We start from the raw sequence: 22,121 nt of genomic DNA, 5'->3' as shown, positions 1-22,121 counted from the left end.
CGGTCCGTTTGACGAGCCACAGCTTACGTTTCCACGGGCGGGCACGTGCAGAGGCCGCGCCCTCGCGAGGCGACCGATTGTCAGTGCCGGGTGGGAAAATCGAAGAGTGGTCAGGGGACGTGGGGCCAGAGGCGGTTGACGCCACCCCGTTCTCCAACCATCCATCACTGAAGGGGGATTGATCCCGTGAAGGGTGATCGCGTGGAGATAGTCGTGGACGCGGGGGACACGACGAGGACGTACGAGGTGGTGGCGAGCCGGGCGGGCCGCCGGGTGGAGACGGCGGTGCGCAGGGGAGTGGTGGAAGTGAGCGAAGTCACCCGTACCGGCACAGTGGTGCGTACGGCCCGGTTCATGGCCACCCGCGTCCTGGCCCTGGTCGAACAACCGGTCCCCAGGGAGGACGCATCCGAGGCCGCGGCCCGCCCCCTCCGGGAAGACCCTGAGACCTAGGTCCCCGTCTCCACCCATGGGAGTACATCAGCGCGGGTCGGTCATCCTCCGGGAGGCCAGCCAATCGGTACGAGGGCATGATGCCCGGGGCCTTCCGCGCACCTAGATTTGAGGTCAAGCGGCGGGTGGCAGCACTCGTCCCCCGAGGTCAGACACCCGCCGCTGCCAAAACCACATCGAGATCGGTCAGGAGAGGAACCATGGCGGACACGGCACCGCGGACCATGGTCCGCACGCAAGGGCGCAGGTTCTCCGCGTTCGGCGCCCGCCCGTCCGGCACGCGTCATCCCTTGGTGGCGACGGCCATGGTCCTCCCCCTGGCAGCCCTGCTCGTGGTCGTCTTCGGCGGCTGGGAAGCAGTGGTCACACAAGCGTCGTCCGTGGGCGTGATGCTGGGGCGCTGAGCGGCGCCCCAGGCCCGGAAGAGCGGTCCGGGCGGGGACATCCGGCCAGGAAACCCCGTGGGGACGGGGGTGCGGCGGACGGCAAAATGCCCGCGCAGCTGGGGAGCTGCGCGGGCATTGCCATGCGGTCAGTCCCCGGCGCCCGCGGGCCGTGCCCCACCAGCGGCTCCCACGGCCCCCACGCTCGCGGCCGTCCCTCAGCATCTTCCGAGACGCCTCGGGGCGAAGCCCCGCCCGAGCCGAGCGCAGCGGTTCGGTAGGCGTCGTTGGTGCCGCCGATCGCCCGCAGAGGGGGACGGAGCCCGGAGGTTCCGAGGGGTTCGGGGTAAAGCCCCACCGCCCCGCCCGAGCCCAGCGCAGCGGTTCCATACGCTTCTTCTGTACCGCCCATCGCCCGCAGATGCGGGACGGAGCCCGGGGGCCCGAGGGGATTCGGGGCGAAGCCCCGCCCGCCCCCGCTCAAGCCCAGCGCAGCGGTTCCGTACGCTTCGTCCGTGCCGACCATCACCACACCCCCGGGGAACCCGTGACCGCCCTCCTGCCCGCGCTCACCGCCAAGGTCCGCAGTGCGGCCCACCCGCCCGGAGGGACCTGCGCCTGCGGCGAGGCCACCGGTACCGTCCTCGCGGACCGGGCGGACGCCACCGTCATCCGCCACGGCGACATCGTCGCGAAGGCCCACGCCCAGGGGACGGACCCCGCAGACCTGGCGGCACGCCTCACCGTGGCCGCACGTCTCCCACGCATCCTCCTCGCACCCCTGCACACCGATCCCACTCCTCTCCACGACCGCCTCGTCACCTTCTGGCCCCACGGCACCCCCGTGGACCGCGACGACCCGGACGCCGCCCCCTGGGAGGCCGCGGCCACCCTCCTGGCCCGCCTGCATGCCACCGGCTCGGAGGCGATCCCCCATCCGCTTCCGGCCATGCGCGGCCCGGCCAAGGCGGCCCGCGCCATCGAACGCCTCCGCACGGCGGGCCCGCACCCCGCCGCGCCCCCCGTCCTGCGGGCCTGGCGGCAGCTCCCGCCCTGGGCCCGCGCCGAGGCCCCCGCGCCGGGCCCGCCGCGCCTGTGCCACGGTGACCTCCACCTCGGCCAGCTCGTCCGCGGCCCGGACGGCACCTGGCTGCTGATCGACGTGGACGACCTCGGCGCGGGCGACCCCGCCTGGGACCTGGCCCGCCCCGCGGCCTGGTACGCGTGCGGCCTGCTCGCCCCCGAGGAGTGGTCCCGCTTCCTCGGCACCTACCGCGCGGCCGCGGGCCCGGCCGTCCCGCCCGACGGGGCCGACCCCTGGCCGGCCCTCGACGTCCCGGCCCGCGCCCTGACCGTGCAGACCGCCGCCCTGGCGATCACCAAGGCTGTCGCCGCCGACCGGCCCTTGGACGAGGTCGAGCAGGCGCTGATCGACGCCTGCGACCGGATGGGCCGGGTGTGAGCCAGGCGTGAGCCGGGCGTGAGCCGGGCGTGAGTCGATGCGCTCGCACAGCCGGCCGCGGGGAACCACCCGCCACCCGAGTTGACCCGGCACCACCCGAGTTGACCTGGGACGCGACGAAGTAGGGTGCAACGCACCGAAGCCGGGCAGAGATCCGGCGAAGCTTTCACCACCGGCGAGGAGTTGAGCCGTCCATGCAGTGCCCCAAGTGCCACGCACCGATGCACACGTACAACCGCAATGGCGTCCAGATCGAGCAGTGCAGTGGCTGCCGCGGGATATTCCTGGACTACGGCGAGCTGGAGTCCCTGACCCGCATGGAGGCCCAGTGGGGCGGCCCGCAGGCCCCGCCGCCGCCCGCGCCCCCGACCCCCCAGGCCTACCCCGCCGCGCAGGCTCCCGCCTGGGGCGCCCCGCACGGCGGTCACGGCAGCCACAGCGGTCACTACGGCCACGGCAAGCGTCACAAGAGCTTCGGGCACATGCTCTTCTCCTCCTGAGAGACCCCGAACGAACGACGAAGCCCCCGGCCGTGGGAATGGCCGGGGGCTTCGTGTGTGGTGCGCGATACTGGGATTGAACCAGTGACCTCTTCCGTGTCAGGGAAGCGCTCTCCCGCTGAGCTAATCGCGCGGGTCATCAACATGCGTGACGTGTGCTGCGTACTGCGTGCGCGATACTGGGATTGAACCAGTGACCTCTTCCGTGTCAGGGAAGCGCTCTCCCGCTGAGCTAATCGCGCGGGTTCGACCCTCGTGGAGCAACCGCCAGGACGGCCGGTCTCCGTGAAGATCAGTGGACGATACTGGGATTGAACCAGTGACCTCTTCCGTGTCAGGGAAGCGCTCTCCCGCTGAGCTAATCGTCCTTGGAGGTGGAGACGGGATTTGAACCCGTGTAGACGGCTTTGCAGGCCGTTGCCTCGCCTCTCGGCCACTCCACCAGGAGTGCGGGGGTTCGGGAAGATCCCCCACTTTCCTGCGAGCGGACGACCAGGTTCGAACTGGCGACCTCAACCTTGGCAAGGTTGCGCTCTACCAACTGAGCTACGTCCGCTTGTCTTTCCCGGCCCGCTTGCGCGTCCCGGCGACGTGTTGAACTCTAGCGGATTCCTGGGCCAGTACAAAAACGCGTTTGCGCAGCGTGCTGCCCTGTCGCCGGTCCGGGGCGCGGCCGGGACACCGGTCATAGACTCGCAGCCGTGCACAACCCCCCTCTGACGTCCTCACCGGCGCTCCCTCCCATGGCGCGCTTCGGTGGTCTTGTGGCCACCGGTCTACGCGATGTGACCAGCGACCCCGCGGCTCTGGACTCCACCGGCTTCTGGGCGGTCTCCGCGGACTTCGAGGGGGGCCTGGTCTGCGCCCGCTTCGACGACGTACGCCAGGAGGCCGTGCCCGCTCCCGTACCCGGAAGGTGGCGGGGTCCGGCCGCCGGTGACTGGACGTCGTCCCTGGATCGCGCCGCGTACACGGACGGCGTGCGGCGGATACGCGCGTACATCGCGGCCGGCGAGGTCTACCAGGCCAACCTCTGCCGCGTCCTGTCCGCGCCCGTCCCCGCCGACGCCGACGTGGACGCCCTGACGGCCCTCCTCGCGCGCGGGAACCCCGCCCCGTACGCCGGAACGATTCGTCTGCCCGCGCACGGGGTGGAGGTGGCCACCGCTTCCCCCGAGCTGTTCCTGCGCCGTGAGGGCCGTGTCGTGGAGTCGGGGCCCATCAAGGGCACCGGACGGACGGAGGCGGACCTCCTGGAGAAGGACTACGCCGAGAACGTCATGATCGTGGACCTCGTCCGCAACGATCTCGGACGTGTCTGCGCGACCGGCTCGGTGACCGTCCCCGACCTCTGCGTGGTCGAGAAGCACCCCGGCCTCGTCCACCTCGTCTCCACCGTCCACGGGGAGCTGCGTCCCGACGCGGGCTGGGCCGAACTGTTCGCGGCGACGTTCCCGCCCGGTTCCGTCACCGGAGCGCCCAAGTCCAGCGCCCTGCGCATCATCGACGAGCTGGAGACGGCGCCCCGGGGCCCGTACTGCGGCGGCATCGGCTGGGTGGACGCCGACCGGGGCACCGGAGAGCTCGCCGTCGGCATCCGCACCTTCTGGATCGACCGCGCCGAGGGAGTGCTGCGCTTCGGCACAGGGGCGGGCATCACGTGGGGTTCGGACCCCGAGGGGGAGTGGCGGGAGACCGAGCTGAAGGCCGCCCGACTGCTGGCGGTAGCGTCAGGGACGTACGAAGCGAGTGGAGGAACCCCAACGTGAAGATATGGCTCAATGGCGGCCTGCGGGATGTCGACTCCGCCCGCGTCTCCGTGTTCGACCACGGGCTGACGGTGGGCGACGGCGTCTTCGAGACGGTGAAGTCGGCCGAGGGCCGGACCTTCGCCCTCACCCGGCACCTGGCCCGGCTCGCCCGGTCGGCGCGCGGTCTGGGGCTGCCCGAGCCCGACCTCGACGAGGTGCGCCGCGCCTGCGCCGCTGTCCTGCAGGCCAACCCGCTCCCGCTGGGACGCCTGCGGATCACCTACACCGGGGGCCTGTCGCCGCTCGGCTCGGACCGCGGTGACCAGGGCACCACGCTCGTCGTGGCCCTCGGCGAGGCCGTGCGGCGCCCCGACTCCACCGCCGTGATCACGGTGCCGTGGACCCGCAACGAGCGTGGCGCGCTGACCGGCCTGAAGACCACCTCGTACGCGGAGAACGTCGTCGCCCTCGCCCGCGCCCAGGAACAGGGCGCCTCGGAGGCCCTCTTCGCGAACACGGTCGGGCAGCTCTGCGAAGGCACCGGCTCCAACGTCTTCGTCGTGCTCGACGGCGAGATCCTCACCCCGCCGGTCGCCTCCGGGTGTCTCGCGGGCATCACGCGCGAGCTGGCCGTCGAGTGGACGGGTGCCCGCGAGACCGATCTGCCGATGGACGTCCTGGACCGCGCCGACGAGGTCTTCCTGACGTCGACGCTGCGCGACGTCCAGGGCGTGCACCGCGTCGACGGGCGCCAACTGCCCGGAGCGCCGGGCCCGGTGACCACCAAAGCGATGCGGACCTTCGACGAGCGGGCCGGGGACGACCTGGATCCGTGAGCTCCAGGGCGGGTAGAACCCCTGTGATGACCACGACCCTGCGGCCGACCGGGCCGCTCCAGCGGAGCGCCGACGGCGCCAAGGCACGCACGTACGACGTCTGTGTGAACAGCCGCCCCGTGGGTTCCATAGCGCTTGCCACCGACGAGGTCTTCGGCCCGGAGGTGTGCCGCGTCCGTGATCTGCGGATCGCCGAGCCGGACCGCGGGCGCGGCCGCGGCACCGTGGCCGCGCTGGCCGCGGAGGAGGTCGCGCGCGGCTGGGGCTGCCGGCGCATCGAGGCGGCCGTCCCCGCAGAGGCGGCCGGGGCGCTGCGCCTCGCGACGGCGCTCGGCTATGTGGAGCGCAGCCGTCAGCTGGCGAAGCCGGTGGCGGACGAGCCCGCGGCGCTTCCCGCGGGCGTCGCGGGACGGCCGATGACCGGGGACGAGTACGAGGTGTGGCTGGCGCGGGCGAAGCGGGAGTACGCGCGGGACTGGATCGGCCGCGGTGTGCCCGAGTCGCAGGCGTACGCCAAGTCGGAGGCCGACCACGCCAAGGGCCTGCCCCAGGGCCTCGCCACCCCCGACGCCCTGCTGAGTGTGCTCACCCACGACGACGCGAAGGTCGGCGTCCTGTGGCTCGCGCTCGGGGACGACGACGCGTTCGTCTTCGACGTCGCAGTGGACCAGTTCTACCGGGGGCGCGGTCACGGCCGCTCCCTGATGCTCCTGGCCGAGGCGCAGACCCGCGCGGCGGGGCGCGGCCGCATCGGCCTCAACGTCTTCGCGGGCAACGCCCCGGCCCTGTGCCTGTACGACTCCCTCGGCTACGAGCCGGTCTCGTACTCCCTCTACAAGCCGCTGCTCTAGGAGCCCTCGCCCGCGAGGAGCCGGTCGGCGATCTCCTCGACGCGCTCCCGCAGGCCTTCCTGGCTCTTGCCGCCGTCCAGGCGCTCGCCGTCGATGACGTACGTCGGTGTGCCGGTGACGCCGATGGCCTTGCCCTCCGCCTGGTCGGCGTCGACGATCAGGATGTGCCGGCCGTCGATCAGGGCGGTGTCGAACTCCTCGGCGTCCAGGCCGAGTCCACGGGCGGTCTCCACCAGGAAGGGCTCGCCCTTACGGTCCAGCTCCTCGACCTCGGCGAGCACCGCCTCGACGTACGGCCAGCCCTTCCCCTGCTCGAAGGCCTCCTCGGCGGCCTGGGCGGCGGCGAAGGAGTGCTTGTGCTTTTCGAGGGGGAAGTGGCGCAGGCGCAGCTCGACGCGGTCGCCGTAGCGGGCGCGCAGGGCGCGCACGTCTTCCAGGGCGGTACGGCAGTCGGGGCACTGCAGCTCGCACCAGACGTCGAGGACGACGGGGCGGGCAGGGCGGTCGGCAGGGGAGTCGCTCATGGGCACAGTCTCCCAGCCCACGGGCCGGCCTCCCAACCGGGACCGGAGGGCACCGACCGGCACCTGGGGAGGAGCCGGGACCCCGAGATGACCCGGATATGTCCCTGAGGTCCGCCCAGGACGTGGCTTCGCGGCACCCACCCGGTGCAGGATGGAAGGGACGACAGTGCCATTACGCTACGTACGGCTGTACGCCTGTGCGCCTGTATGCATGGAGGACCGGATGATTGCCGAGACCGTCTGTTCCGCCGTATCCGCGGCCGGGCTCGGCATCGCCGCGGTCACGGCCTACCGCAAGCGCTTCCTCGCCGCGGCCCGTCTCGCCGCGTACTCCCTGGTGCCGGTGGGCCTCGTGCTGACGGGCGTCGTCGGATGGGCCGCCGACACCGCGTTCAGCCTCAAGGCGTGGGTCGGCTTCGGCGTGCTCGGCGCGGCCTGGCTGATATTCCTGGGCACGCGCGCGGTGGAGCGCCGCACGGGCGGCACCCGCAAGGAGCGCAAGGCCGCGAAGGCCGCACAGCGTGAGGCGGTGGCCCCCGCAGCGTCGGCGCCCTCGATCGGCCAGGGCGCCCACCCGGCCGCCGCGAAGCCCGCCGCCAAGCCGAAGGCGGCCGCGCCGACGGAGGACTTCAGCGACATCGAGGCGATATTGAAGAAGCACGGCATCTGATTGAAGAAGCACGGCATCTGAAGGAGACGTCCCGCCGCCGGTTCCGGGGGGCCCGAGGCGGAGGCCGCGAGGGGTTCCGGGGTCAGGGGCCCAGCCGCACCTCGCCGAGCGCGGTCGTCAACAGCCGTCGGCGTCCCATGGACATGGCGGCTCCCTCGTTAGAGTGCGGACGGTGCCGCCGAGTGTCGCGCGGGTGTACGGCGGTGGGCCATGGGCGGAACGTAGCGGGCGCTGGACTTTTGCCTGTTCACGGGATCCGGCGAACTCCCGTCTCGTTCTGGCGTGTTGGTCAGCGGTGGCCGCTCACCTGCGTCATCATCACCGCGAGATGCTGGACACCACCCCACAGGGCGATGCGGCGCCGTCGGACGACGGACGGCAAGCGGCACCGGCCCAAGAGCGACGACCTGCCGACGAAGAGCGGCACGCCACCGACGAAGAACCGCGAGGCTGCCTCTTCGCCCTCTCCCAGCCACCACTGATGATCTTCCTGACAGTGATCGGCATGCTGATCCTGCTGGCGTCGCTGCACGATCTGCTGCTGCTCTAGCGTGCTCCCCCCGAGCTGGGTGTGCTGTCCGGACAGCACACTTAGGCCGTGTCCGCGGCTTCCTTGCGGCGGGCGCGGTACGCGGCGACATGCAGACGGTTGCCGCAGGTGCGGCTGTCGCAGTAGCGGCGGGAGCGATTGCGGGACAGGTCGACGAAGGCGCGCCGGCAGTCCGGTGCCTCGCAGCGCCGCAGCCGCTCCTGCTCCCCGGCGACCACGAAGAAGGCCAGCGCCATGCCGCAGTCGGCCGCCAGGTGGTCCGCGATGGACGCGCCCGGCGCGAAGTAGTGGATGTGCCAGTCGTACCCGTCGTGGTCGGTGAGCCGTGGCGTGGTGCCCGCCGCCGCGATCAGCTCGTTGATGATCGTCGACGCGGCCTTGGGCTCGGGGTGGGCGAAGACCTCCGCGAAGCGGCTGCGGATCCGGCGCACGTCGGCGAGGTCACGCTCCGAGAGCACGCCGACGTCGCTCACTTCGTGGGTTCGTACGAATTCACCGAGCGACGCCACGTCCGCGAGCCCGTCGGCCCCGTCATCCTCCGGTGCGGTGTTCACCAGATCGACCACGGCGTCGAGGGAACACCGGGTGTCGTGGGTGATCAGCACGATGCGCTCCCTGGGATGGGGGTCGGGCCGGTGCCCGCCGATGCTGGCCGATGCTAGCGGCTTCCCCACGGGACGCACCGGCGCCGTCGCCGCGGGGTTCCGCGGTGACGGCGCCGGTGCCTGCTTTCTCTTCGCCTTGTGTCGTCGTGTCCTGTGTGTGTCCCGTGTGTCATGTCGTGACTGCCTGCGCCGTCGCCCCGAGTCGGACGGCGTGAGGGGATCTCGACACTCCCGCGCCGCTAACTTTCGGCCAGGATGTGTGACAGCTCCGTGTCGAGATCGAAGTGGCGGTGTTCCGTGCCGGGGGGCACGGCCGCGTCGGTTCGCTTCAGGAAGGACTCCAGGGCCCGCGCCGGGGCCTCGAGCAGAGCCTCGCCCTCCGGCGAGCTCAGGGCGATGCAGACGACGCCCTGACCGTGGCTCCGGGACGGCCAGACTCGGACGTCGCCGGTTCCGGTGGGCCGGTGCAGGCCCTCGGCGAGGAGGTCGCGGGCGAACACCCACTCGACCGTTTCCTCGGCTCCGGTATGGAAGGTGGCGTGCACGGCGTAGGGATCGGCCGTGTCATACCGCAGTCCCGCGGGAACAGGCAGTGAGGACTCGCTCGACACAACGAGGCGCAGGTGCAGCTCGCAGCTGACCGTGGTGTTCATAAGCGCCAGGGCCTTTCGCTCAGTGTGCGCTCGGGGATTCGCACGTCGGCGAAATCGACATGCCACCTACGGTGCCGTTGTAAACCCCTCTGGGAGTTTTGCGTGTCTTTAGGTAGCTCGTATGGCGGGTTGTCTCTCCTGTTCGTACGCCCATTCCGGTGACGGGTTTCCGTCCGGTAGGGTTTGGCCGCATGAATACGGGGAGTAACGAGCCCACGGGGGTCGCGGAACCGGCCGTCGGGGCGCAGGCCGAGCCGCCGCTCGGATCGCGGGCGCCGCAGTACGTCCAGGCCCGCAGGGTGCTGCACCTGAGCTGGCAGGTGGGCGTCTTCATCGTGGGCCTCGCGGTCGTCGTCGCGGGCATCATCATGCTTCCGCTGCCCGGGCCCGGGTGGCTGGTGATCTTCGGCGGCATGGCGATCTGGGCGACCGAGTTCGTCTGGGCCCAGCTGGTGCTGCGCTGGACGAAGCGCAAGGTCACCGAGGCGGCGCAGCGTGCGCTCGACCCCAAGGTGCGGCGCCGGAACATCATCCTGACGACTATCGGCCTCGTCATCGTCGCGGTGCTGGTCGCCATCTACGTCTGGAAGTTCGGCATCGCGATGCCGTGGAAGATCAAGGAGTGACCGGGGGTGGCTCCGGGGCGGTCGGAAGCACCCGCTGACATGCGGTAACGTTCTCTGTGCGCCCGGGCGATTAGCTCAGTGGGAGAGCGCTTCGTTCACACCGAAGAGGTCACTGGTTCGAACCCAGTATCGCCCACCCCGGATTGCGGCCCGGAGGCTTTTGAGCCTCCGGGCCGTTGTCGTATTCCCTTGCCTTTCAAGGAAATTGACGGGTCTTCATGGCCTGCGGCGGGCCCCTCATTTCCGTGCGTTCAGTGCATTCGGTGGAGGGCATTCCGGAACCGGCGTGCGTCGCGCAGGCGTTGCTCGTACGTGGCGCCCACGGCGAGGAGCAACAGGCCCGCGAGCGCGGGCGGCAGCCAGCGGGGCAGGGCGCCCGCCACCTGCACGATGTAGGGGGCCAGCTCGGGCAGCGCGTCCAGGGCGAGGACCGTGCCGCCGAGGACCAGCGGGGCACGCGGGCGGTGCCGGGCGCCCGCCAGGGTCAGTACGAGCGCCGCGACACCGAGCAGCAGTGGACGCTGCCAGTGCGGGTCGCTCCAGGCGGCGGTGAGGCTCGGCAGCAGTGTCGTGGCGAGGCCGGGGCCGTACGCCGCCCAGGACGAGGTCTCGGAGTCACGGCGGCGGCGCAGCAGGCCGAGGAGCAGGGCGGGGACGGTGACCGGCAGGGTGTACGCCTCCGGTGCCGACACCTCCCAGGACCCGAGGCACACCCAGCTCGCCAGGATGAACAGCGCCCCGGCCGCGTACCCCACGGGGCGGCGGTCCGGACGGAGCGCGGTGCCCGCCGCGATGAGCCCGCCGAGCGCCACGGTGAGGGCGAGCGTAGGAGCGTGGCCAGAGGCGAGGACGATGGCGAGGGCCCCGGAGGCGCCCGCCATGATCTCGATGGGCAGGGTCAGCGGGTGCTGCCCCGGACGGGCGGCGGCGAGCGCGGCGAGGGCAGGAACGGCGATGACGAGCAGCCCGATGTGCTCCGGACGCAGCCCCCATGCGGCGCCGACGGCACAGGCGAGCGCGGTGGCATGGGCGATGCACCCACAGGCCACGAGGGCGCCCGCCCGACCCGGTCGGCCGGCCATCTGGACGCAGGCGGCCACGAACAGAACGGTGAGCGCCCCGAGGGTGGCGAGAGTCGCTGTCTCGGCCGGCAGGGAGAGGAACGCGACGCTCACCGACGACACGAGGGCCAGGACCGAGGCGACCAGGGCCGGGACGGCCGACGCGACACGGACAGCGACGGCCGGCAGAGCCACGATCACCACGATCTGAGCCGACAGCCCGACCACGTACGGAAGCCGAAGCGCGGCAGGCAGAGCGACGGCCGCCCACCAGGCGAGGACTGCCGCGCCGTACCGGGCGGCGTTCCGGCCTGCCGGGCTGAGAGGGGCGCCCGTCGTGGCGAGCCACCCGCTCGCCATCCACACCGCTGCGTCCGCCGATGCCCAAGTGGCCCCAGCTCACCACCGTGAAGGCGATCGCCGCGATGGCCAGCAGCACGCCGCCCAGCGTCAGCAGGACGTTCTGGGCGCTCGGCGGAGCGGCCTCGGGGGCGGGCGGCCCGGCCGGGCGAGGGGGTGGCCCGGCCGGGCCCGCCGCGCGCAGGACACCGAGCAGCCAGGTGCGGCGCTGCAGCAACTGCGTCCTGCGCGCTTCCAGTTGGCGCAGCTCCCAGTCGAGGAGGCGCAGCTCCTCGGCCGGTGGCGGAATGTTCGTCATGGCTGAGGAGTGTGGTCCGCGCCACGTCGCAGGGCATCGGCGCGGATACTCAGGACGTACTCGGACCCGGTGCCCACCGGACCCACCGGGCAGACTCGTCCCATGAACTGGTGCCACTACCGTTTCCGCAGCCTCTGGGACCTGCCCTGCTCGCCCGCCGACGCCTACGCCGCCCTGGAGCGGGTCGAGGACTATCCGCTGTGGTGGCCCCAGGTGCGCGAGGTGACGTCGGCCGACGGCCGCAGCGGCGTCGCCCGCTTCCGGTCCTTCCTCCCGTACGACCTTCTGGTCACCGCGCACGAGCGGCGCCGCGACCCCGACGCCGGGGTCCTGGAGATCGGCATGACGGGCGACCTGGACGGCTGGGCGCGCTGGACGGTCACGGCCGGGCCCGAAGGGGCGCGGGCCCGCTACGACCAGGAGGTCGAGGTGCGGCGACCGCTGATGCGGCGCCTCGCCGTCCCGGGCAGGCCCGTGTTCCTGCTCAACCACGCCCTGATGATGCGGGCGGGCCGCAGAGGTCTTACGGCGCATCTGGAAGCGGTTTGAAGGAAAGGCGCCCGGACCTGTATTGTTCAGTGCGTTCCCGGGCGATTAGCTCAGTGGGAGAGCGCTTCGTTCACACCGAAGAGGTCACTGGTTCGAACCCAGTATCGCCCACCCGGAGAATGCCGGTCCGTCAGCAGACGGACCGGTTTTTTCTTGCCCCGTGCGCCCTGTGCGCCCCGTGCGCCCCGCGCAGCCCGTCCGGACCGTCCGCCCGCTCAGGCCGCCGCCCGGTATTCGGGACGCAGCGGCCACGCGGGATCCACGGCCTCCGGCGAACCGCTCTTCGCGAACCACGCCTGGAGACCGCGCGCCTGCGCCGCGTGCCAGACGGCCTGCAACGTATGCAGCTCGGCCGGCGAGAGCCGCTCCAGGCGGGCGGCGAAACGGCGCCCCACCGCCCGTACGACATCGAGGGCGGCCTGCGCGTCCGCCGCCGCGTCGTGGGCCCCGGCCAGCTCCACCTCGTAGTGCGCGCACAGATCGGTGAGCGTGCGGCGGCCCTTGCGGTAGCGGTCGAGCTGCTTGTCGAGGACCCGCGGATCGATCACACAGAGGGACGAGCCCTCCATGTAGCGGGCCAGCGACGAGGCGCGGTGCCTGCGCAGCTCCCGGTCAAGGACGGTCAGGTCGAACGGCGCGTTCATGACGACGATCGGCCGTCCCGCCGCGCCCTGTTCGGCCAGATCGCGTGCTATCTCCTCCATCACCGGCGCGGGCCAGCGGCCGTTGCGCTGAAGGTGTTCCTCCGTCAGTCCGTGTACGTCGGTGGCTGCTTCGGGCACCGGAACGCCCGGGTTCACCAGCCAGCGGGTGATGCGCGGTCGGGTTCCCGCGCCCTGCTGGACGACGACGGCGGCCGACACGATCCGGTCGGTCTCGACGTCGACGCCCGTGGTCTCCGTGTCGAATGCGGCCAAGGGCCCCTCGTACCAGCACGTCATGGGGTGCAACTCCTCGATCAGCTCCGGCAGTTGACGTCGGTCCCCTGCCCACGCTGGTGATACCCGGGCCGTTTGCGCTGTACGCGGCCCGGAGACAACAGAGGTACGGGGCCCTGGCATCGACGGCCCGAGCGGGGAAGCACCGGGTACGGAAGGCTCGTTGGACATGGCGCTCGCGCAGCCCGAACAGGGTGGGCTGCTGCCCGAGCGGATCGCACCGCCGCGCGGCACACTCGCCACCACCGCCTGTATGGAGACCCTCCAGGTGGGCTATCTGCACGCCGTCGCGGCCGCCGCGGGGTGCTCGCTCTCCCAGCCCTTCCCGGACAACGGCATCGACTGGCACGTCAGCCACAGCGCCCCCGGCCACACGGTCGACGACGAGGTCACCATCAAGGTGCAGCTGAAGTGCACGTACCAAATACCGCCGAACCCGGCGGGGCCCGCCTTCTCCTTCGCGCTCGACAACGCGCACCTGGAGAAGCTCGCCCGCACGCCGGTCTCGGTCCACAAGATCCTGGTCGTGATGCTCGTGCCCCGGTCGCAGGACGACTGGCTGCGCGCAGGTCACGGCGGGCTCGATCTGCGCCACTGCTGCTACTGGACCAATCTGGCCGGACACCCGGTGACCGGCCGGCGCAGGACCACCGTGCGCGTCCCGACCACGCGGATCTTCGACGACCGCGCGCTCTGCGAGATCATGACGCGGGTCGGGACGGGAGGGAGACCCTGATGCACCGCCCCCACGAAGAGCCCCTGCCTCCCGTACGCCCACACCTGGCCCCGCGCCCGGCCCCGGTCGCGGACCCTTGGGCGCGGCCGCCCGAACCCGGCACGGTCGACCCCGCGGTGCTCTGCGCGCTGCTCGCCCGGCACGGCTGGCGGCGGCGCGGCGGAGCACCGGGCCGCTACGCCCGCTGGACGCCCCCGGAGCCCGCCGGCAGGGGCACCAGCCTTCTCGTACCGGAGAGCCGGGCCTTCCCCGACTGCGACGACCTGATCGGCGAGGCCCTCGTCGCGCTCGCCCGCAGCGCCTCGCCGGCCGCCCGCGACGTGCTCGTCGGGCTCACCGTGCCCAGCGACGAGATCCGCTGGTGGCGCGATGTTCCGGTGGGGCCCGGCGGGGCGGCGACCTGGCCGGTGGAGGAGCAACTGCGCTCCGCGGCCCGGCAGATGCTCCTCGCCGGGGCGCTCGCCGCGCGCGGCCGCGCCGGGTACTACGGGGCGCGGCACCGCGGGCCCGCCGCCGCGGCCCTGGAGGACGTCCTGGTGGGGCCCGCGCCCGGCGGACGGCGGCTGACCGCGTTCGTGCCCGTCACGACCGGGCGGCCGCTCGCCGTCCGGCTGCACCAGGCGCTGTGCGCGGCCCGGGAGGCCGTCGACTACCAGCGGGCCACCGGCGGCATGGACGCCTTCGACGGCGCCGTCGGGGCGGGCGTCAGCCATGAGCTGACCGAGGCGATCGTGGCCCTGGTGCGGGGCACGGAAGGGGCGCGTATCGCCGTGGAGTGGGCGCCCGGCGCGGGGGTGCCCGAGGGGTGCGCGGCGCACGCCGGGCCCGTCGAGTTCTCGCCCGGCGACCTGACCGTGCTGCGCGAGGCGGGCGCCCGCTATCTGCGCGACGAGCCGTCGGTGCCGGTGCGGATCACCGGGACCGTGGTGCGGATGCGCCGCTCCTCGACGCGCGGGACGGGCGCGGTACGGCTCCGGGTGATCGCCGGGCCGGAGGTCCCGCACGTCCGGATGGTCCTGGACGAGGAGTCGTACCGCGTCGCGGGCCACGCGCACCTGGTCGGGCTGCCGATCCGGGTGCACGGGCGACTGGAGAGCCGGGGCGGCTTCCGCAGGCTCACCGGGGCGACCGGGGTGGTCCCGGTGCAGGTGGACGAGGCGGACCGGGACCGCCTCATGAAGTCGCTCCAGGAGAACATCGGCTTCTTCGAGGAGGCGTGCGGGACCGACTGAGCGGGCGGCCGGACGGAGGGGCCGCTTCCGGGTGGCCGGGGACAACCGTTTCGCGGCGGGAGCCCCCGGCTCGGTACGATCCCTAGTGCGCGCGCATCAGGAAGCGCCGCACCCCCCTTCTGCAAGGAGAGACCGGTGTCTGACGTCCGTGTGATCATCCAACGCGATTCCGAGCGGGAAGAGCGCGTGGTGACGACGGGCACTACGGCCGCCGAGCTCTTCCCCGGTGAGCGCACCGTCGTCGCCGCCCGCGTGGCCGGCGAGCTGAAGGACCTGGCCTACGCCGTCGCCGAGGGCGACGAGATCGAGCCCGTCGAGATGTCCTCCGAGGACGGCCTGAACATCCTGCGCCACTCGACCGCGCACGTCATGGCGCAGGCCGTGCAGGAGCTCTTCCCCGAGGCCAAACTGGGCATCGGCCCGCCCATCCGGGACGGCTTCTACTACGACTTCGACGTGGCCGAGCCGTTCACCCCCGAGGACCTCAAGCGCGTCGAGAAGAAGATGCAGGAGATCCAGAAGCGGGGCCAGCGCTTCTCGCGCCGCGTCACCACGGACGACGACGCCCGCGTCGAGCTCGCCGACGAGCCGTACAAGCTGGAGCTCATCGGCCTCAAGGGCAACGCCGCGCAGGCCGCCGACGGCGCCGACGCCGAGGTCGGCTCCGGCGAGCTGACCATCTACGACAACCTCGACGCGAAGACCGGCGACCTGTGCTGGAAGGACCTCTGCCGCGGTCCGCACCTGCCCACCACCCGGAACATCCCCGCGTTCAAGCTGATGCGCTCCGCCGCCGCCTACTGGCGCGGCAGTGAGAAGAACCCGCAGCTCCAGCGCATCTACGGCACCGCCTGGCCGTCGAAGGACGAGCTGAAGGCGCACCTGGAGTTCCTCGCCGAGGCCGAGAAGCGCGACCACCGCAAGCTCGGCTCCGAGCTGGACCTCTTCTCCTTCCCGGAGGAGCTTGGCCCGGGCCTCGCGGTCTTCCACCCCAAGGGCGGCGTGATCCGCAAGGAGATGGAGACCTACTCCCGCAAGCGGCACGAGGACACGGGCTACGAGTTCGTGAACACGCCGCACATCTCCAAGGAGCGCCTCTTCGAGATCTCCGGGCACCTGCCGAACTACTCGGACGGCATGTTCCCGGCCATCGAGTTCGACGAGCAGAACTACCGCCTCAAGGCGATGAACTGCCCGATGCACAACCTCATCTTCAAGGCGCGCGGCCGCTCCTACCGCGAACTGCCCCTGCGGCTCTTCGAGTTCGGCACGGTCTACCGCTACGAGAAGTCGGGCGTCGTGCACGGCCTGACCCGCTCGCGCGGCTTCACCCAGGACGACTCGCACATCTACTGCACCAAGGAGCAGATGGCGGGCGAGCTCGACTCGCTCCTCACCTTCGTCCTGGACCTGCTGCGCGACTACGGCCTGAACGAGTTCGAGCTGGAGCTGTCCACCCGCGACCCCGAGTCGGACAAGTTCATCGGCGAGGACGCGGAGTGGGAGGAGGCCACCGAGGCGCTGCGTCAGGCGGCCGCCAAGCAGGACCTCCCGCTCGTCGCGGACCCGGGCGGCGCCGCGTACTACGGCCCGAAGATCTCCGTGCAGGTCAAGGACGCGATCGGCCGTTCCTGGCAGATGTCGACCATCCAGGTCGACTTCCAGCAGCCGAAGCGGTTCGGCCTGGAGTACACCGCCTCCGACGGCACGAAGCAGCAGCCCGTCATGATCCACCGGGCGCTCTTCGGCTCCATCGAGCGGTTCTTCGCGGTGCTCCTCGAGCACTACGCGGGCGCCTTCCCGGTGTGGCTGGCCCCCGTGCAGGCGACCGGCATCCCGATCGGTGACGCGCACGTGCCCTACCTCCAGGAGTTCGCCGCCAAGGCGAAGGAGCGGGGGCTGCGGGTCGAGGTGGACGCCTCGTCGGACCGCATGCAGAAGAAGATCAGGAACGCTCAGCGGAGCAAGGTGCCGTTCATGATCATCGCGGGCGACGAGGACATGGCCAATGGTGCCGTCTCCTTCCGCTACCGCGACGGCTCGCAGGAGAACGGCATCCCGGCCGACGAGGCCATCGCCAAGATCACCAAGGCTGTCGAGGACCGCGCTCAGGTCTGAGCCGCGGCCGCACGAGGCTCCCGGGGCGGCGTCCCGGGGGCCTCTCGCCGTCCGGGTCCGGCGGATCCGCCCCACCGGCACGCTCCGAACGGGCGAAGTCATATGCTGCACCTCATGACGAGTGAGCCGGAGCAGCAGATCGGAGTGGGTACGCAGGACGCGTTCCAGCGCCTGTGGACGCCCCACCGGATGGCGTACATCCAGGGCGAGAACAAGCCCACGGGCCCGGGGGCCGACGACGGCTGCCCCTTCTGCTCCATCCCGGCCAAGTCCGACGAGGACGGCCTGGTGATCGCGCGCGGCGAGCACGTGTACGCGGTCCTGAACCTGTACCCGTACAACGGCGGCCACTTGATGGTCGTCCCCTACCGCCACGTCGCCGACTACACCGACCTGACCGGCCCCGAGACCGCCGAACTGGGCGAGCTCACCAAGCAGGCGGTGACGGCCCTGCGTACCGCGTCCGGCGCGCACGGCTTCAACATCGGTATGAACCAGGGCGCCGTCGCGGGCGCCGGCATCGCCGCGCACCTGCACCAGCACGTCGTACCGCGCTGGGGCGGCGACACCAACTTCATGCCGGTCGTGGGGCACACGAAGGTGCTGCCGCAGCTGCTCGCCGACACCCGCAAGATGCTCGCGGACGCCTGGCCCGCGGCCCTTTAGCACTGCCGGCCCGCGGCCCTCCAGCGCTGCCGGCCCGCGGGCTCCCTACGCGTTGTACACGTCCGCCTGCCTCGGCATCGGGTCCTGGATCGCCCCGCTGAGGAAGCCGGAGCGGTTGCCGAACTTCTCGGTGTTCACGCCGTTCTCCGCGAGGACCTTGATCGCCGCCGAGTGCACCACGCGCAGCACGGGCGTGGCGGCGCGCAGCGCGTCGTCGGCCATGAAGCGGTGCCGCCACGGCTTGTCGGCCCAGGCGTGCCGCAGGCCGAAGGGCTCGGGCAGGACCAGCTTGCCGCCGAGGTGGTCCAGGAGCGGCGGATACCACGTGAAGGGCGCGCGGACCGCGAGGCGCACCACCTCGTCGGCGTCGACCAGCGGCAGATTGCGGTCGACGGTCTCCCAGAACTTGATCGGCTTGGCGACCGTCTTCGTCTTGGGCTCGGGCTTGGTCGTGAACAGGGAGTGCACCGGTCCGAGGGCGTGGCCGGTGACCTCGATGCGCAGCGTCTCGTGCAGCACGGTCACGGTGATCAGCATCGTGATGACCAGCTGGCCGTCCCAGAGCGTGAACTGCACGCCCAGGTAGTGCCGGTCACCGCTGCCGAACTGCTGTTCGTTGCAGATCCGCTGTATCTCGTGGCCGCGGACCTGGAAGGCCTCGACGTCCGTGCCGGTGGGGCGGGCCACCGCCTTGGCGTTCTCCCCGATCGGGGAGACGATCCAGTGGTTTATCGACGGGGTGGGGAAGCCGCCGGTGTGCAGGGGGCCGCGCTCCAGCATGCGGAGCTGGTCGTGCACCGCCCGTATGACGTCCCAGCTGCGGAAGGGGTGGATCTCCTTGCCGTCCTCGGCGGGCACCAGCTCCTCGGCCAGCTGCCAGCTGCCCCAGCGCGTGCCCATGCCCAATATGCCCTTGGGCCCGGCGTAGAAGACGGAGTTGCTCCGCTGCTCGGCGGAGAGCCTGGCCAGGCCCTGGCGGAGCCGCTCGGCGGCCGTCTCGCCGGGGCTGCCGGGCACCGCCTCCGGGATCTTGGCGCCGATGCCGCCGCCCGAGAGCAGACTCGACCAGCGCTCGCGCATGTCTCTGGCGGTGCGCTCGGCGATCTGCTTCGACCAGAACCAGCCCACCACGGGCAGCACGATCGCCGCGCGCAGATACCACGCCCAGAAGCCGTCGAACGGCAGCTTGAGGAGAGCGACGGCGGCCAGCACGCCCATGGCGACCAGCACGGCCGTGGCCAGCGCGCCCGCGCGCTTGTTCTCGTTCTTGGCGACCTGCCGTCTGATGGTGAAGACGAGCAGCCACACGAACAGGCCGGGCAAAAAGAGCACGCCGCACAGGACCATCACGGCCGTCAGCCAGCTGTCGCGCTCCTTGCGGATGCGGTTCGCCGCGAGGCAGTGCTCCACCACCGACTGCGGCTCGGTCCCGAAGGACTGGATGAGCGGCTTGCGGCCGCCGCCGAGCATCCGCACCTGCACGGTCCGGGCGAACGCCTCGCCCAGGCTCGGCTTGAACAGCGACCAGAGGCCGGGCTTCACCACGGACTTGTGCCATTCGTTGTTGGCCTTCAGGATCTCGTCGACGTCTCCGTCGCGATACGCCGCCGAGGCCAGGGCGTGCGTCGCCGCCGTCTGTCCCGCGGCGCCCGAGAGCGGGACCTGGGCCCCGGGCCTGAAGTCGAATCCATCGTCCGCCACTGCCGCCCCCTCGCCGCGACGCCTTCGCTGCTGCGGCTCTTCCCGACTTCCCTGTCCGGCACACCTGTTGCCGTCCGGCGCATCCGTTGATCAGGTCATCAGCGTATCCGGGCGCACCGACATCCGGCAGGGGGCGCCGGAACGCCGCCCGCCCGGAGGGGCCGGGACGGGCGGCCGTCACTCACCGGTTCAACTACGAGGAGCCCCGCGCCTGTTCGCGGATCCGCTCCGACAGCTGCGGGGGCATCGGCTCGTGGCGGGCGTACGTACGGCTGAAGCGTCCGGTGCCCTGGGAGAGGGAGCGCAGATCCACCGCGTACCGGCCGATCTCGATCTCGGGGACCTCGGCCCGTACGAGCGTGCGGCCGCCGGGCGCCTGCTCGGTGCCGACCACCCGGCCGCGGCGGCCCGACAGATCGCTCATCACCGCGCCGACGTGGTCGTCGCCGACCAGCACCCGCACCTCGGCCACCGGTTCGAGCAGATGGATCCTCGCCCCGGCCGCCGCCTCGCGCAGCGCGAGCGCGCCCGCCGTCTGGAACGCGGCGTCGGAGGAGTCCACCGAGTGCGCCTTGCCGTCAAGCAGCGTGACGCGTACGTCGATGAGCGCGTGCCCGGCGGCGACGCCCCTCGCCGCCTGCGCCCGTACGCCCTTCTCGACGGACGGGATGAACTGCCGCGGGACCGCGCCGCCGACCACCTTGTCGACGAACTCGATGCCGCTGCCGCCGGGCAGCGGCTCCACCTCGATCTCGCAGATCGCGTACTGGCCATGCCCGCCGGACTGCTTCACATGGCGCCCGCGCCCCGCCGACCTGCCCGCGAACGTCTCCCGTAGGGAGACGCGGTGCGGCACGACGTCGACCTGCACGCCGTACCGGCTGCGCAGCCGCTCCAGGGCCACGTCGGCGTGCGCCTCGCCCAGGCACCACAGGACCACCTGGTGGGTGTCCTGGTTCTGCTCCAGGCGCATGGTGGGGTCCTCGGCCACCAGACGCGAGAGACCCTGCGAGAGCTTGTCCTCGTCCGCCTTGCTGTGCGCCTGGATGGCGAGCGGCAGAAGCGGGTCCGGCATGTCCCAGGGCTCCATCACGAGCGGATCGTCCCTGCTCGACAGCGTGTCGCCCGTCTCGGCGCGGTGCAGCTTGGCCACGCACGCCATGTCGCCCGCGACGCACCGGGTGAGGGTGCGCTGCTGTTTGCCGAAGGGGGCGGAGAGCGCGCCGACGCGCTCGTCGACGTCGTGGTCCTCGTGGCCCCGGTCGGCCAGGCCGTGCCCGGAGACGTGCACCGTCTCGTCGGGGCGCAGGGTGCCGGAGAAGACGCGTACGAGCGAGATCCGGCCGACGTACGGGTCGGAGGCGGTCTTCACGACCTCGGCGACCAGTGGGCCCGCCGGGTCACAGGCCGGCGTGGGGCGCGCCGTGCCGCCCGGCGTGGTCACGGCCGGCGAGGGGTGCTCCAGGGGGGTCGGGAAGCCGCCCGTGATCAGCTCCAGGAGTTCCACCGTGCCGATGCCCTGGCGGGCGCCCTCCGCGGCCGGCGCGGCGGCGAGCACGGGGTGGAAGATGCCGCGCGCCACGGCCCGCTCCAGGTCGTCCACGAGCGTCTTGTAGTCGATGTCCTCGCCGCCGAGATAGCGGTCCATGAGGGACTCGTCCTCGCTCTCCGCGATGATCCCCTCGATGAGTTTGTCGCGCGCCTCCTCGATCAGCGGCAGCTGGTCGTCGCCCGGCTCCGACTCCTTGCGCTCGCCCGACGCGTAGTCGTAGATCCGCTGCGAGAGCAGCCCGATCAGGCCGGTCACCGGCGCGTGTCCGTCCGGGCCCTGCTCGCCGTGGAGCGGCAGGTACAGCGGCAGTACGGCGTCCGGGTCGTCGGCGCCGAACGCCTCGGCGCAGCTCCGCGTCATCCCGGCGAAGTCCGCGCGGGCCGACTCCAGATGCGTGACCACGATGGCCCGCGGCATGCCGACCGCCGCGCACTCGTCCCACACCATCCGGGTCGCGCCGGTGATGCCCTCGGTGCCCTCCGCCGCCGAGACGACGAAGAGGGCCGCGTCCGCGGCGCGCAGACCGGCCCTCAACTCCCCGACGAAGTCGGCGTAACCCGGGGTGTCCAGAAGATTGACCTTGATGCCGTCCCATTCGACGGGCACCAGGGACAGCTGCACCGAGCGCTGCTGCCGGTGCTCGATCTCGTCGTAGTCGGAGACGGCGGTGCCGTCCTCCACCCGGCCCGCCCGGTTCACCGCCCCCGCGGTCAGCGCGAGGGCCTCCACGAGAGTCGTCTTGCCGGATCCGCTGTGGCCGACCAGCACCACATTCCGTACGGACGCGGGGTGGTCGGCCGTCGCTGCCCTGCCGGCGGCTCCGGGGTGTGCGTTCGCCTTGTCGCCCATGCCTTGCCTCCCGGTCACGTGCACGGTCGAGGAGGCTCAGCCCCCTCGGGGATGCTGGCTGCTCGCGGACGCGCTGGGGCCCAGTGCGGGGCGGCTCCGACGGCGCCCGTGGTGCTTTCGAGCTTTCCACTCGCGTCACGGTGCGTCCATACGTCGTACGCGATCGTGAGGGGGCGAGCCGGTCCGTCAAGGGCGTG

The 22,121-nt window shown here is 71.8% G+C and carries 21 protein-coding genes, 7 tRNA genes and 1 pseudogene; 17 read left to right on the top strand and 12 right to left on the bottom strand.

Features of this window, described 5'->3' with window-relative positions; translation table 11 throughout:
• Window positions 1-186 precede the first annotated feature (186 nt).
• The 4 genes from ACWDZ7_RS16890 to ACWDZ7_RS16875 all read left to right on the top strand — a co-directional run bounded on the left by ACWDZ7_RS16890 (window position 187) and on the right by ACWDZ7_RS16875 (window position 2,798).
• The gene (locus tag ACWDZ7_RS16890) at window positions 187-453 is read left to right on the top strand and encodes a hypothetical protein (RefSeq protein WP_451797655.1); all 267 of its coding nucleotides are present in this window, start codon (window positions 187-189) and stop codon (window positions 451-453) included.
• Window positions 454-653: 200 nt separating this feature from the next.
• On the top strand, window positions 654-857 hold the full coding sequence (locus ACWDZ7_RS16885) for a hypothetical protein (protein ID WP_451517321.1): 204 nt from the start codon (window positions 654-656) through the stop codon (window positions 855-857).
• A 526-nt stretch (window positions 858-1,383) separates the two neighbouring features.
• Entirely contained in the window at window positions 1,384-2,298 is a 915-nt protein-coding gene (locus tag ACWDZ7_RS16880; RefSeq protein ID WP_451797653.1) for a phosphotransferase family protein, read from the top strand.
• Between the two features lie 194 nt (window positions 2,299-2,492).
• Window positions 2,493-2,798, top strand: coding sequence for a TFIIB-type zinc ribbon-containing protein (locus tag ACWDZ7_RS16875; protein WP_451797651.1), 306 nt, complete (start codon window positions 2,493-2,495; stop codon window positions 2,796-2,798).
• A 58-nt stretch (window positions 2,799-2,856) separates the two neighbouring features.
• Here ACWDZ7_RS16875 and ACWDZ7_RS16870 read toward each other — a convergent pair.
• From ACWDZ7_RS16870 to ACWDZ7_RS16850, 5 genes are all read right to left on the bottom strand, one after another.
• A tRNA-Val gene (locus tag ACWDZ7_RS16870) sits at window positions 2,857-2,931 on the bottom strand.
• Window positions 2,932-2,968: 37 nt separating this feature from the next.
• A tRNA-Val gene (locus tag ACWDZ7_RS16865) sits at window positions 2,969-3,040 on the bottom strand.
• 54 nt (window positions 3,041-3,094) lie between these two features.
• Window positions 3,095-3,166 (bottom strand) — tRNA-Val (locus ACWDZ7_RS16860).
• Window position 3,167: 1 nt separating this feature from the next.
• Window positions 3,168-3,241, bottom strand: a tRNA-Cys gene (locus tag ACWDZ7_RS16855).
• A 40-nt stretch (window positions 3,242-3,281) separates the two neighbouring features.
• Window positions 3,282-3,354, bottom strand: a tRNA-Gly gene (locus tag ACWDZ7_RS16850).
• Between the two features lie 187 nt (window positions 3,355-3,541).
• Here ACWDZ7_RS16850 and ACWDZ7_RS16845 point away from each other — a divergent pair.
• From ACWDZ7_RS16845 to ACWDZ7_RS16835, 3 genes are read left to right on the top strand one after another with little or no spacing between them, the layout of a single operon-like run.
• On the top strand, window positions 3,542-4,567 hold the full coding sequence (locus ACWDZ7_RS16845; protein ID WP_451797794.1) for a chorismate-binding protein: 1,026 nt from the start codon (window positions 3,542-3,544) through the stop codon (window positions 4,565-4,567).
• Window positions 4,564-5,385 (top strand): aminotransferase class IV, encoded by an 822-nt coding sequence (locus ACWDZ7_RS16840; protein ID WP_451797649.1) that lies wholly within the window; start codon window positions 4,564-4,566, stop codon window positions 5,383-5,385. Before ACWDZ7_RS16845 ends, ACWDZ7_RS16840 begins: the two co-directional genes overlap by 4 nt.
• Window positions 5,386-5,411: 26 nt before the next feature.
• Window positions 5,412-6,236, top strand: a complete 825-nt coding sequence (locus tag ACWDZ7_RS16835) for a GNAT family N-acetyltransferase (RefSeq protein WP_451797648.1) — start codon at window positions 5,412-5,414, stop codon at window positions 6,234-6,236.
• Here ACWDZ7_RS16835 and ACWDZ7_RS16830 read toward each other — a convergent pair.
• A complete protein-coding gene (locus ACWDZ7_RS16830) occupies window positions 6,233-6,760 on the bottom strand; it encodes a DsbA family protein (RefSeq protein WP_451797646.1) in 528 nt (175 codons plus the stop codon). The genes ACWDZ7_RS16835 and ACWDZ7_RS16830 overlap by 4 nt on opposite strands.
• A 223-nt stretch (window positions 6,761-6,983) precedes the next feature.
• On the opposite strand from ACWDZ7_RS16830, the gene ACWDZ7_RS16825 reads away from it, so the two are divergent.
• Both ACWDZ7_RS16825 and ACWDZ7_RS16820 read left to right on the top strand, forming a co-directional pair.
• A complete protein-coding gene (locus ACWDZ7_RS16825; RefSeq protein WP_451797645.1) occupies window positions 6,984-7,430 on the top strand; it encodes a hypothetical protein in 447 nt (148 codons plus the stop codon).
• Between the two features lie 328 nt (window positions 7,431-7,758).
• Window positions 7,759-7,980 (top strand): hypothetical protein, encoded by a 222-nt coding sequence (locus ACWDZ7_RS16820; RefSeq protein WP_451517328.1) that lies wholly within the window; start codon window positions 7,759-7,761, stop codon window positions 7,978-7,980.
• Window positions 7,981-8,021: 41 nt separating this feature from the next.
• On the opposite strand, the gene ACWDZ7_RS16815 is transcribed toward ACWDZ7_RS16820, so the two are convergent.
• Window positions 8,022-8,585 (bottom strand): CGNR zinc finger domain-containing protein, encoded by a 564-nt coding sequence (locus tag ACWDZ7_RS16815; protein ID WP_451797643.1) that lies wholly within the window; start codon window positions 8,583-8,585, stop codon window positions 8,022-8,024.
• A 239-nt stretch (window positions 8,586-8,824) separates the two neighbouring features.
• A complete protein-coding gene (locus tag ACWDZ7_RS16810) occupies window positions 8,825-9,238 on the bottom strand; it encodes an SsgA family sporulation/cell division regulator (RefSeq protein ID WP_003959770.1) in 414 nt (137 codons plus the stop codon).
• A 191-nt stretch (window positions 9,239-9,429) separates the two neighbouring features.
• Between ACWDZ7_RS16810 and ACWDZ7_RS16805 the strand changes: the two genes are divergently transcribed.
• Both ACWDZ7_RS16805 and ACWDZ7_RS16800 read left to right on the top strand, forming a co-directional pair.
• Window positions 9,430-9,864, top strand: a complete 435-nt coding sequence (locus tag ACWDZ7_RS16805) for a TIGR02611 family protein (RefSeq protein ID WP_451797641.1) — start codon at window positions 9,430-9,432, stop codon at window positions 9,862-9,864.
• Window positions 9,865-9,928: 64 nt separating this feature from the next.
• Window positions 9,929-10,000 (top strand) — tRNA-Val (locus tag ACWDZ7_RS16800).
• Between the two features lie 115 nt (window positions 10,001-10,115).
• On the opposite strand, the pseudogene ACWDZ7_RS16795 reads toward ACWDZ7_RS16800, so the two are convergent.
• Window positions 10,116-11,156, bottom strand: a pseudogene (locus ACWDZ7_RS16795) (SCO7613 C-terminal domain-containing membrane protein); the annotation flags it as partial.
• 529 nt (window positions 11,157-11,685) lie between these two features.
• Between ACWDZ7_RS16795 and ACWDZ7_RS16790 the strand changes: the two are divergent.
• Window positions 11,686-12,132: an SRPBCC family protein gene (locus ACWDZ7_RS16790; protein ID WP_451797640.1), complete on the top strand. Its 447-nt coding sequence runs from the start codon at window positions 11,686-11,688 to the stop codon at window positions 12,130-12,132.
• Between the two features lie 39 nt (window positions 12,133-12,171).
• Window positions 12,172-12,243 (top strand) — tRNA-Val (locus ACWDZ7_RS16785).
• A gap of 104 nt (window positions 12,244-12,347) precedes the next feature.
• On the opposite strand, the gene ACWDZ7_RS16780 is transcribed toward ACWDZ7_RS16785, so the two are convergent.
• A complete protein-coding gene (locus tag ACWDZ7_RS16780; protein ID WP_451797639.1) occupies window positions 12,348-13,073 on the bottom strand; it encodes an exonuclease domain-containing protein in 726 nt (241 codons plus the stop codon).
• Window positions 13,074-13,239: 166 nt separating this feature from the next.
• On the opposite strand from ACWDZ7_RS16780, the gene ACWDZ7_RS16775 reads away from it, so the two are divergent.
• The 4 genes from ACWDZ7_RS16775 (at window position 13,240) to ACWDZ7_RS16760 (ending at window position 17,822) form a co-directional block, all read left to right on the top strand.
• A complete protein-coding gene (locus tag ACWDZ7_RS16775) occupies window positions 13,240-13,806 on the top strand; it encodes a DUF4365 domain-containing protein (protein ID WP_451797638.1) in 567 nt (188 codons plus the stop codon).
• Entirely contained in the window at window positions 13,803-15,038 is a 1,236-nt protein-coding gene (locus ACWDZ7_RS16770) for a hypothetical protein (RefSeq protein WP_451797792.1), read from the top strand. The genes ACWDZ7_RS16775 and ACWDZ7_RS16770 overlap by 4 nt, the downstream gene beginning before the upstream one ends.
• Before the next feature lie 135 nt (window positions 15,039-15,173).
• The gene (gene thrS, locus ACWDZ7_RS16765) at window positions 15,174-17,156 is read left to right on the top strand and encodes a threonine--tRNA ligase (RefSeq protein WP_451797636.1); all 1,983 of its coding nucleotides are present in this window, start codon (window positions 15,174-15,176) and stop codon (window positions 17,154-17,156) included.
• A gap of 102 nt (window positions 17,157-17,258) precedes the next feature.
• Window positions 17,259-17,822: an HIT family protein gene (locus tag ACWDZ7_RS16760; RefSeq protein ID WP_451797634.1), complete on the top strand. Its 564-nt coding sequence runs from the start codon at window positions 17,259-17,261 to the stop codon at window positions 17,820-17,822.
• A 45-nt stretch (window positions 17,823-17,867) separates the two neighbouring features.
• On the opposite strand, the gene ACWDZ7_RS16755 is transcribed toward ACWDZ7_RS16760, so the two are convergent.
• Window positions 17,868-19,523 (bottom strand): hypothetical protein, encoded by a 1,656-nt coding sequence (locus ACWDZ7_RS16755; protein ID WP_451797633.1) that lies wholly within the window; start codon window positions 19,521-19,523, stop codon window positions 17,868-17,870.
• Between the two features lie 193 nt (window positions 19,524-19,716).
• Window positions 19,717-21,924 (bottom strand): elongation factor G-like protein EF-G2, encoded by a 2,208-nt coding sequence (locus ACWDZ7_RS16750; RefSeq protein WP_451797632.1) that lies wholly within the window; start codon window positions 21,922-21,924, stop codon window positions 19,717-19,719.
• Window positions 21,925-22,121: the final 197 nt, after the last annotated feature.

The organism is Streptomyces sp. NPDC003032 (assembly GCF_053591415.1).
Note: the sequence above shows the minus strand (reverse complement) of the source record. Positions and strands in the feature narration are given on the sequence as shown.